This is a genomic window from Micromonospora sp. NPDC047707, from assembly GCF_040704235.1.
GTDB lineage: Bacteria > Actinomycetota > Actinomycetes > Mycobacteriales > Micromonosporaceae > Micromonospora.
The window spans coordinates 89,681-99,246 of the sequence record NZ_JBEYSU010000022.1; the positions used below are offsets into that span (position 1 = coordinate 89,681).

Consider the following 9,566-nt stretch of genomic DNA (forward strand, 5'->3'; position numbering starts at 1 on the left):
TCAAGGGAGGTGGGCGGTGTCCGGCACCGTCGTGGTCGGTCTCGACGTCGGGGGTACGTCCACCCGCGCCACCGCCGTGACCCTGGACGGGGAACGGCTCGGCACCGGCCGGGCCGGTGGCGGCAACCCGACCAGCCACGGCGCCGAGGCCGCCGCCCGGGAACTGCGCGCCGCCCTGCGCGCCGCGCTCAGCGGCGTCGACCCGGCACGGGTACGCGCCGGGGTCGTCGGGCTGGCCGGGGCCGCCCGGTTGCTCGCCGACCCGGACGGCCGGGCCGCCTTCGACCGGGCCTGGCACGACGCCGGGCTGCGCTGCCCGTACGCGGTGCACGGCGACGCCCTGGTCGCGTACGCCTCGGGCACCGCCGCACCGGACGGGACGATCCTGATCGCCGGCACCGGGGCGATCGCGGCGCGGGTACGCGACCTGCGACTGGACCGGGTGGCCGACGGGCACGGCTGGCTGCTCGGCGACGCCGGCTCGGGCTTCTGGCTGGGGCGGGAGGCGGTCCGCGGGGTGCTCGCCGACCTGGACCGGGGCACCGCACCCGGCCCGCTGGGCGCCGCCGTCCTGCGCGACCTGCTCGGCTCGGCCGAGGTCGCACCCCGGTCCCGGGACACGGTCGACACCCTGATCCAGGCCGTCACCCGGCGCCCGCCGGTGGAGCTGGCCCGGCTGGCCCCCCTGGTGACGACCGCCGCCGTCGACGGCGAGCCGGTGGCCCGGCGGCTCCTCGACGAGGCCGCGCTGCACCTGGCGGAGAGCACCGCCCGGATCCGACCGGCGGGCGAGCGCACCCCGATCGTGCTCGGCGGCGGCCTGTTGACCGGCGGCACACCGCTCGCGGCGACCGTACGGGCGGAGGTGCGGCGACGCTGGCCGGACGCGCCGGTCCACCCCGCCGGCGACGGCGCGGCCGCGGCGGCCTGGCTCGCCGCCCGGGACCTGCCCGAGGTGACCGACCCGGCGGCGTTGCACGCCCTCCTGCTCCCCACCCGGGGAGCGCCAGGGTCGTGACGGCCAGCCCGCCCTACTTGAGCTGGCCGGCGGTCAGGCCGGCCTGGATCTGGCGCTGGAAGGCGATGTACACGACCAGCACCGGCAGGGTGGCGATGGTCAGGCCCGCGAAGAGACCGCTGTAGTCGCCCTGGTAGCCCTGGCTGACCGCGAGCGCGGCGAGCCCCTGGGCCAGCACCCACTTGGAGTCGTCGCCCTGCATCAGCACCTGCGGCAGGATGAACTGGTTCCAGTGGCTGAGGAAGTTGAAGATCGCAATACTGATCAGTCCCGGTCGCGCCATCGGCAGCATCACCCGGAAGAAGAGCCGGAAGTGACCGCACCCGTCCATCAGCGCCGCCTCGGCGACCGCGGTCGGCAGGGTCCGGAAGAAGGCGGTCAGGAAGAACACCGTGAACGGCAGCGAGTAGGCGGCGTACACCAGCATCAGACCGGTCCAGGTGCCGAAGAGACCGGCGTTGCGCACCACGAAGAAGAGCGGCACGAGGGCCAGGAAGACGGGGAACATCATCCCGCCGACGAACAGGTAGTAGCAGATCTGCCGGCCGGGGAACTCGTACCGGGCGAACACGTAGGCCGCCGTGGCGCCCAGCAGCATGGTCAGGGTGAGCGAACCGGCCACCACGATCGCGCTGTTCAGGAAGTACTGGCCGATGTGCGCCTCGGTCCAGGCCCGCGCCCAGTTCTCGAACCGCAGCGCACCCGGCAGCCCCCACGGGTCGGACAGGATCTCCCCGTCGCTCTTGAACGAGCTGAGGAACATCCAGAGCAGCGGCAGCACGGTCAGCGCGCCCCAGAACACCAGGAACCCGTGCGAGAAGACGTTGGCGCCGCCGGTCTCGCGGCGCAGCTTCCGGACCTCCGGCGCCGACCGGTCCCCCGCGGCGGTGCCGCCGGACGCGGGCTTGTCGAGAATGGTCACGAGTACTCGATCCGATCACGTCGAGCGGCCCGCAGTGCCAGCACCGCCACCGACAGGGTGAGGAAGAACAGCACCACCCCGATGGCCGAGGCGTAGCCGAACCGGTTCTCGCTGCCGAACGCCGTCTCGTACATCCGAAGGCCGATGACGTCGGAGGAGAAGTTGGGGCCGCCGTTGGTCATCTGCTGGATCAGGATGAACCCGTCCAGCGCCGCGATCGCCAGGTAGATCCAGGCCACCTGGACGGTGTCCCAGAGCAGCGGGATGGTGACCTTGCGCAGGGTGGTCCAGCGGGACGCCCCGTCGAGCATCACCGCCTCGTAGATGTCCCGCGGGATGGCCGACATGGCCGCGCCGAAGAGCACCACGTAGAAGCCCACGTTGCTCCAGACCATCACCGCCAGCACACACCAGAAGGCCGTCCGCGGGTCGCCGAGCCAGGTCGGGGTGGGCAGGCCGACGGCACCCAACGCGCCGTTGAGCAGGCCGCTGTTGGGGTGGTAGACCTCCCGCCAGAGCAGGGCGATGATGACCACCGAGAGCACCTGCGGGAAGAAGTAGACCATCCGGTAGACCGAGGTGCCGCGGACGCCCGTCACCCCGGCCCGGCCCTTGCGACCGCCCATCGCGAGCATGGTGGCGAAGAAGAGGCCCAACCCGATGGTCAGCACCGGCACCACGGCCAGCAGCCACGCGTTGTTCTTCAACGCGTTCCACACCCGACCGTCGTCCAGCAGCCGCTCGAAGTTGGCCAGCCCGACGGGATCGGCCTCGGCCGAGTAGCCGAGCCAGTCGGTGGTCGAGATCTGGAAGGCCTGCAGGTACGGCGAGATGACGAAGATGCCGTAGAGCAGCAGCGGCGGCACCAGGAACGTGACGATCAGCGGGTACTTGCCATGTCTCACGAGAAGGACCTACTCCCGAAGCGAAGGCGGTGCTCCGGTGGGGACGGTCGTCGCCGCCCCCACCGGCCGGACGTCACACGGCCCGCTTGTACTTCTTGATCGAGCTGTCCTGGGCGATCGAGTCGGCGCCCTGCTGGCACCGGTCGAGGAACTCGGCCGGGCCGATCCGGCCGCTGAAGAACTCGCCGCACGCGGCGTCGACGAGTTCCCGCTCCAGCTTCCGGTAGTAGTTGTTGTAGACCCAGTTGAAGCCGTCACCGCCGGAGGCGTCCAGCGCCTTCACCACCGTGCTGAGGCCGAACGGCAGCTCGACGCCCTCGGTGGAGCCGGCCACCACGGTCAGGCTGGAGACCTTCCGGGTGAAGTCCTGGGCGCCCTTCCTGGACAGCATGATCCGGAAGTACTCCAGGCCGCCGGCGATGTTCTTCCCCTTCGCCGGCACCATGAACGGCTCACCGGCGGTGCCGCGCATCGCCTCGAACGGCAGCTTGTCGCCGCTGCCCAGGCTCGGGGTCGGCTGGATGGTCATGTTGAAGCCCGCGGGCGTCACCTTCTTCTGCTCGCTCTCCAGCCAGGAGCCGCAGGAGATGAAGGCCGCCTTGCCCTGGCACCACTCGGTCTGCGACTGCACGTGGTCGAGGCCGGGCGAGCCCTCCAGGATGTACCTGTCCTTGACGATCTGGTGCCACGCGTCCGCCGCGGCCTTCATCGCGTCGGACTTCCACGCGTTCGGCTCGAGGTTGTCGATCGCGGTGGCGACGGAGGGCCCACCGAACTTGATCGCGGTGGAGATCAGCGGCCAGCTCATGTAGCGCGGGTGCTTGCCGGCGTACGTCCACGGCGCGATCCCGGCCGCCTTGATCTGCTTGCAGAGCGCGATGTGCTCGTCCCAGGTCTTCGCGTACTGCCAGCCGCGGTCGCTGAACAGCTTGGTGGAGTGCCAGATGCCGTACGCGGTGTAGGTGTAGTTGAGCACCAGGAACCTGCCGTCGTACGACCCGACCTCGACCGCGCCGGGAAGCAGCGTGTCCTTGACGGTCTTGCCGGGGATGTCGAGGCTCGGCGCGTTGAGCAGTTCGCCCAGGTCGGCGATGGCGTTCTGGGAGACCAGCCCGTTGAAGTCGATCTGGCCGGCGCCGGAGTTGTTCACCACGTCCGGCGGGGTGCCGTCGACGAAGCGCGGCTGCAGCGTCTTGTTGATCTCCTGGGTGGCGGAGTGTTTGATCGTCGCCTTCGGGTACTTCTCGGTGTACATGGCCTCGTGGGCCTTCGCGTACTCCTCGCCGAAGCCACCGTTGAAGATGACCACCTCCAGCGGGGCGTCCTCCTTGACCCCGAGCGGGTTCTGCTCGGTCTTGGTGCCCTGGTAGGTGCCGCCGTCGCCCTGGTCACCGCCACCGCCGGTGGCGCAGCCGGTGAGCAGGCCGGCGGCCGGGGTCGCCAGGAGGCCGGCGGCGGCGCTGCGCCGCAGGATGTCACGCCTGTTCATCATCACTCCTCGGATCGGGTCTCCGGCGGCCACCGGGCAAGGGGGGTGGTGGGTCGCCGCGCGAGGCAGGGGGGAAGTTTGTCTTCAGTTTGACAAATATTGCTGAAGAATTTCTACGGCAGGAGCGTCCGGACTTCAAGACCCGAAGACCGAACCGTTACCGCGGCCTTGACCTAGGCTTGCGGCCATGGGTCGACTGCGCCGACTCGCCGAGGCCACGCCGCCGAGCCGGGACCGCTACGTCGATCTGCTCCGGGCGCTCGCGATCATCATGGTCGTTCTCGGTCACTGGGCGGTCGCGACGATCGGGTACGACGACGCCGGGCAGCCCACCGGGCGCTCGGCGCTGCCCGAACTACCCTGGGCGTACCCGCTCACCTGGCTGGTCCAGGTCATGCCGGTGTTCTTCCTGGTCGGCGGGTACGCCAACGCCGCCTCCCTGACCGCCCACCGCCGCCGGGGCGGCGACGCCACCGGCTGGCTGCTCGGCCGTAGCGCCCGGCTGCTCCGGCCGACCACCGTGCTGGTGGTCGTCCTCGCCGCCGCGGCCCTGGTCGCCCGGGCGCTCGGTGCCGAGCCGTCGCTGACCCGGACGGTCGTCTGGTTCGCCACCATCCCGCTGTGGTTCCTCGCCGCGTACCTGGCCGTGGTGCCGCTGACCCCGGTGATGTACCCGCTGCACCGGCGCTTCGGGCTCCTCGTACCGCTCGCGCTGGCCGCCCTGGTGGCCCTGGGCGACCTCGGCCGAGGGCTCGGCCCCGCCGCGGCGGCCCTGCCGAACTACCTGTTCGGCTGGCTGGTCGTGCACCAGCTCGGCTTCGCCTGGTACGACGCCCGCACCGAACGGTCACCGCACGACGACCGGGCCGAACCGTCGCCGCACGATGTCGCCGGTGAGCCGCCGGACCATCGCACCGGGCTGCGGTCGCGGCGGCTGCCGATGTCCCGGCGGGCGGGGTGGACGGCACTGCTCGGCGGGCTGGCGGTGGCGGTGCTGCTCACCGGGCCGGGCCCGTACCCGGTCAGCATGATCAACATTCCGGGCGAGCGGCTGGACAACGCCGCGCCGCCCAGCCTGGCGCTGCTCGCGCTGACCACGGCGCAGCTCGGGCTGATCCTGCTGCTGCGCGGCCGGGCGGAGCGGTGGCTGGGGCGCGACCGCCCCTGGATGGCGGTGATCGCCGTCAACGCCGTGGTGCTGACCGTCTTCCTGTGGCACCTGACCGCGACGATCCTGCTGGTCGGCGCGCTGGACGCGGTCGGGCTGCTCCCGACGCCGGCCGCCGGCTCCGCCGCCTGGGCGGCCTGGCGGCTGCCGTGGGTGCTGATGCTGGCCGTCGTGCTCGCCGTCCTGGTCGCCGCCTTCGGCCCGGTGGAGGCCCGCACCGGCCGGCCGCCGGCGGCCCGTGTCCCCGGACCGTCGTCCGGCGGCGGGGCGGGCCGCCGGTGGTGGGCCACCGGCCGCGCCACGCTCACCGCCGCCGGTTTCGCCGCCGTGGTGTACGCGCTGGTCGACAACGCGGTCACCCCGCGCGAGGCCCCGGAGCCGCTGGGGCTGCCCGCCTCGGCGCTGGTGGCGTACCTGGCCGGGGCGGGCGTCCTGCGGCTGCTCAGGTCTGGGTGGGGAAGCCGAGGTTGACCCCGCCGTGGCGGGGGTCCAGCCAGCGGCTGGTGACCACCTTGCCCCGGGTGAAGAAGCGCACCCCGTCCGCACCGTGGGCGTGCAGGTCCCCGAAGAGGGACGACTTCCAGCCGCCGAACGAGTAGTACGCCATCGGCACCGGGATCGGCACGTTGACCCCGACCATGCCCACCTCCACCTCGTGCTGGTAGCGCCGGGCCGCGCCGCCGTCGTTGGTGAAGATCGCCGTGCCGTTGCCGTACGGGTTGCCGTTCACCAGGTCGACCGCCTCGTCGTACGAGCCGACCCGGACCACCGACAGCACCGGGCCGAAGATCTCGTCGGTGTAGATCGACATGTCCGGGGTGACGTGGTCGAACAGCGTCGGCCCGAGCCAGAAACCGCCCGCGTCGCCGTCCGGTTCGACGTCCCGGCCGTCGACCACCGGCACCGCGCCGGCCGCCACGCCCGCCGCCACGTACGACCGGACCCGCTCGGCGTGCGCGGCGGTGACGAGCGGGCCCATGTCGCAGCCGCGCCGCCCGTCGCCGGTGCGCAGCCCGGCCATCCGCTCGGCGATCTTCGTCACCAGGGCGTCGGCGACCGGCTCGACCGCGACCAGCGCGGAGATCGCCATGCACCGCTCCCCCGCCGACCCGAAACCGGCGTTGACGGCGGCGTCGGCGGCCAGGTCCAGGTCGGCGTCGGGCAGCACCACCATGTGGTTCTTCGCCCCGCCGAGCGCCTGCACCCGCTTGCCCGCCAACGAGCCGCGCTGGTAGACGTACCGGGCGATCGGGGTGGAGCCGACGAACGACACCGCCTTGACCGCCGGGTGGTCCAACAGGGCGTCGACGGCCTCCTTGTCGCCGTTGACGACGTTGAACACCCCGTCGGGCAGGCCGGCCTCGGCGAACCACTCGGCCAGCAGCAGCGCCGCGCTCGGGTCCTTCTCGCTGGGCTTGAGCACCACCGCGTTGCCGGCGGCGACCGCCACCGGGACGAACCACAGCGGCACCATCACCGGAAAGTTGAACGGGCTGATCACGGCGACCACGCCGAGCGGCTGCCGGAGCGAGTACGAGTCGACCTCGGTGGAGACGTTCTCGCTGAACCCGCCGCGCAGCGCCGACGGGAGGCCGCAGGCGTACTCGATGACCTCCAGCCCGCGTTGCACCTCGCCGGCGGCGTCGGCGAGCACCTTGCCGTGCTCGGCGGTGACGACCGCGGCCAGCCGGTCCCGCCGGGCGTGGACCAGCTCCCGGAACGCGAACAGCACGGCCGTCCGCTTCGCCAGGGAGGCGTCCCGCCAGGACCGCGCGGCGCGCTCGGCGGCCCCCACCGCCACCGCGACGTCCGCGGTGGAGGCCAGCTCCACCTCCCCGGTACGCCGACCGGTGGCCGGGTCGAAGACGTCGCCCCGTCGCGGGGACGTGCCCACCACGCGCTTCCCGTCGACGAAGTGCCCGATCAGGTTCACCGGCTCCCTCCTCGCGCTCACCGGGCCACCGCCTCGGCGGCGGCGGTGCGGATGGCGTCGACCAGGATGGCGAGGCCCTCGCGGGCCTCGTCCTCGGTCAGCGTGAGCGGCGGGCCCATCCGCAGCACGTTGCCGTGCAGGCCGCCCTTGCCGGCGAGCAGGCCGCCGGCCCGGCACGCCTCGAAGACGCGGGTGGCCAGCGCCGCGTCGGGCTCACCCGTACCCGGCCGGACGAACTCGACGCCGAGCATCAGGCCCTTACCGCGTACCTCGGCGACCTCCGGCAGGTCGCCCACAGCGGCGCGCAGTCCCTCGGCGAGGATCGCGCCGACGCGGGCCGCGTTCGCCTGGAGGTCGTGGTCGAGCAGGTAGTCCAGGACGGCGTTGCCCGCCGCGGTCGAGACCGGGTTGCCGCCGAACGTCGAGAAGCTGATGGCCGGCACCGACTCGACCACATCGGCACGGCCGACGACACCGGCGACGGCGAAACCGTTGCCGATGCCCTTGGCGAAGGTGAGCAGGTCCGGCGTGACGCCGTGAGCCTGGTAACCCCAGAAGTGCTCGCCGGTACGCCCCCAACCGGTCTGCACCTCGTCGGAGACGAGCAGGATGCCGTGCTCGTCGAGCACCTTCTTCCAGGCGGCGAAGAGCCCGTCCGGGCCGTACACGAAGCCGCCGACGCCCTGGATCGGCTCGGCGATCAGGCAGGCCACGTCACCGGCGGTCTGCGTGGCGAGCACCTCGCGCAGGTCCTCCACCGCCGCGTCGACCCGGTCCGCCTCGGGCAGCCGGGCCAGCAGGCCGCGCAGCCGCTCACCGGAGTGCAGCCAGGCCACCCGCAGCGGGTTCAGCGGGCTGGCCGACCAGCCGCGGTTGCCGGTGACGCCCATCGCCGCGTACGACCGGCCATGGTAGCTGTTGCGGACGGCCAGGACCTGGTGGGAGCGGCGGTGGTTGGTGGCCATCAGCAGCGCCGCCTCGTTGGCCTCGGTCCCCGAGTTGGTGAAGAAGACCCGCGGGTCCGGGATGCCGGAGAGCCGGGCCACCTTCTCGGCCAGCTCCACCTGCTGCCGGATCAGGTAGAGGGTGGAGGTGTGCACGATGCCGGTGCGGAGCTGGCGCTCCACCGCCTCCCGGATCTCCGGGATGTCGTAGCCGATCATGTTCGTCAGCACGCCGCCGAAGAAGTCCAGATAGGTGCGCCCCTGCGCGTCGGTGACCCGGCGGCCCTCGCCGGAGACGAGTTCGAGCGGCTCGGCGTAGTAGAGCGGCATCCAGGACGGGAGCACGGCCCGGTGCCGGGCCAGCAGGTCGTCGGCGGTCATCGTGGCGCCTCCCAGCAGTTGTGGTTACCGCACGCTCTCATCAGGCCCGGCGCGGGACAACTGTCACCGTGTAGCGCACGCGCCCCGGCGACCTGACAGCACGTCAGCTCCGGGCGTTGACGCGTCACCTGGTCGGTATGTCCGGGTCCGCCGTCGTCTGGTGTGCCGGATGTCCGGTTCGGCGGGTGACCGGCGGCACCGTCACGGCGGAATGGTGGCCGGGCCGGAGTCGTTACATCACCTGGACGATCGAGCAGGGCCGCCGCCCCGAGCGGGCGCGATCCCCGGCCCACCGGCCGGAATGATGGTGGCCCGGCGGTCGTTACACATGGTCCCGGCGCCGTGAGGGCCCCCCCGCCCCGCGTGGTCGCCGGTCCGGACACCCGGGACATCGCCGGTCCGACCCCCGCGGACCGCGCCTGCGAGCCCGCACGTCGCACCCGTCGCCTGAGTTCCCCCCTTTTTTGTCGGCGCGGGTGCCCTTCCCCCGAATGGAGCTTCTCGTGATGAACACGATGCTGCGTTAGAGACCGTCGGGTAACCGGTTCGGGGCGTTGTGTGACGGCGAGACACGTCGATGTTGAGTGCTCGACAAATGGATCATCCCCGCCATGATCGCGTTGTGTGGACAACTGCAACTGTGGCGGGGATGAGGCCCGTTCATGCTATCCGTCGAGCTTGACCGATGCGATGTGGGCGGTCCTTGCGCCCTTGATGCCGGTGCGTGACCTGCGTAAAGGCGGCCGGCCCCGCAAGTGGGGCGATCGGCTGATCCTGGACTCGATCTTCTATGTGCTGCGGTCGGG

8 protein-coding genes are annotated in these 9,566 nt (G+C 72.0%); 3 read left to right on the plus strand and 5 right to left on the minus strand.

The genetic code is table 11. The features are described from left to right. Window positions 1–16 precede the first annotated feature (16 nt). The gene (locus tag AB0873_RS22090; RefSeq protein ID WP_366601769.1) at window positions 17–1,018 is read left to right on the plus strand and encodes a BadF/BadG/BcrA/BcrD ATPase family protein; all 1,002 of its coding nucleotides are present in this window, start codon (window positions 17–19) and stop codon (window positions 1,016–1,018) included. 13 nt (window positions 1,019–1,031) lie between these two features. On the opposite strand, the gene AB0873_RS22095 is transcribed toward AB0873_RS22090, so the two are convergent. The 3 genes from AB0873_RS22095 to ngcE all read right to left on the minus strand — a co-directional run bounded on the left by AB0873_RS22095 (window position 1,032) and on the right by ngcE (window position 4,334). Beyond that, on the minus strand, window positions 1,032–1,940 hold the full coding sequence (locus AB0873_RS22095; RefSeq protein WP_366601771.1) for a carbohydrate ABC transporter permease: 909 nt from the start codon (window positions 1,938–1,940) through the stop codon (window positions 1,032–1,034). Continuing rightward, window positions 1,937–2,845, minus strand: a complete 909-nt coding sequence (locus tag AB0873_RS22100) for a sugar ABC transporter permease (protein ID WP_155331320.1) — start codon at window positions 2,843–2,845, stop codon at window positions 1,937–1,939. Before AB0873_RS22100 ends, AB0873_RS22095 begins: the two co-directional genes overlap by 4 nt. Before the next feature lie 73 nt (window positions 2,846–2,918). Next, the gene (ngcE, locus tag AB0873_RS22105; protein ID WP_366601773.1) at window positions 2,919–4,334 is read right to left on the minus strand and encodes an N-acetylglucosamine/diacetylchitobiose ABC transporter substrate-binding protein; all 1,416 of its coding nucleotides are present in this window, start codon (window positions 4,332–4,334) and stop codon (window positions 2,919–2,921) included. Window positions 4,335–4,521: 187 nt separating this feature from the next. On the opposite strand from ngcE, the gene AB0873_RS22110 reads away from it, so the two are divergent. Next, window positions 4,522–5,973 carry an acyltransferase gene (locus AB0873_RS22110; RefSeq protein WP_366601775.1) on the plus strand — a complete coding sequence of 484 codons (1,452 nt, stop codon included), beginning with the start codon at window positions 4,522–4,524 and terminating at the stop codon, window positions 5,971–5,973. On the opposite strand, the gene AB0873_RS22115 is transcribed toward AB0873_RS22110, so the two are convergent. Together AB0873_RS22115 and AB0873_RS22120 are read right to left on the minus strand one after the other, a co-directional pair. Further along, on the minus strand, window positions 5,945–7,435 hold the full coding sequence (locus AB0873_RS22115; protein WP_366601790.1) for a CoA-acylating methylmalonate-semialdehyde dehydrogenase: 1,491 nt from the start codon (window positions 7,433–7,435) through the stop codon (window positions 5,945–5,947). The genes AB0873_RS22110 and AB0873_RS22115 overlap by 29 nt on opposite strands. Before the next feature lie 17 nt (window positions 7,436–7,452). Then, complete coding sequence (locus tag AB0873_RS22120) at window positions 7,453–8,760, minus strand: aspartate aminotransferase family protein (RefSeq protein ID WP_366601777.1); 1,308 nt, start codon at window positions 8,758–8,760, stop codon at window positions 7,453–7,455. Between the two features lie 690 nt (window positions 8,761–9,450). On the opposite strand from AB0873_RS22120, the gene AB0873_RS22125 reads away from it, so the two are divergent. Further along, window positions 9,451–9,566, plus strand: a 116-nt coding sequence (locus tag AB0873_RS22125) for a transposase (RefSeq protein WP_366601792.1), incomplete at its 3' end; no start/stop codon positions are given.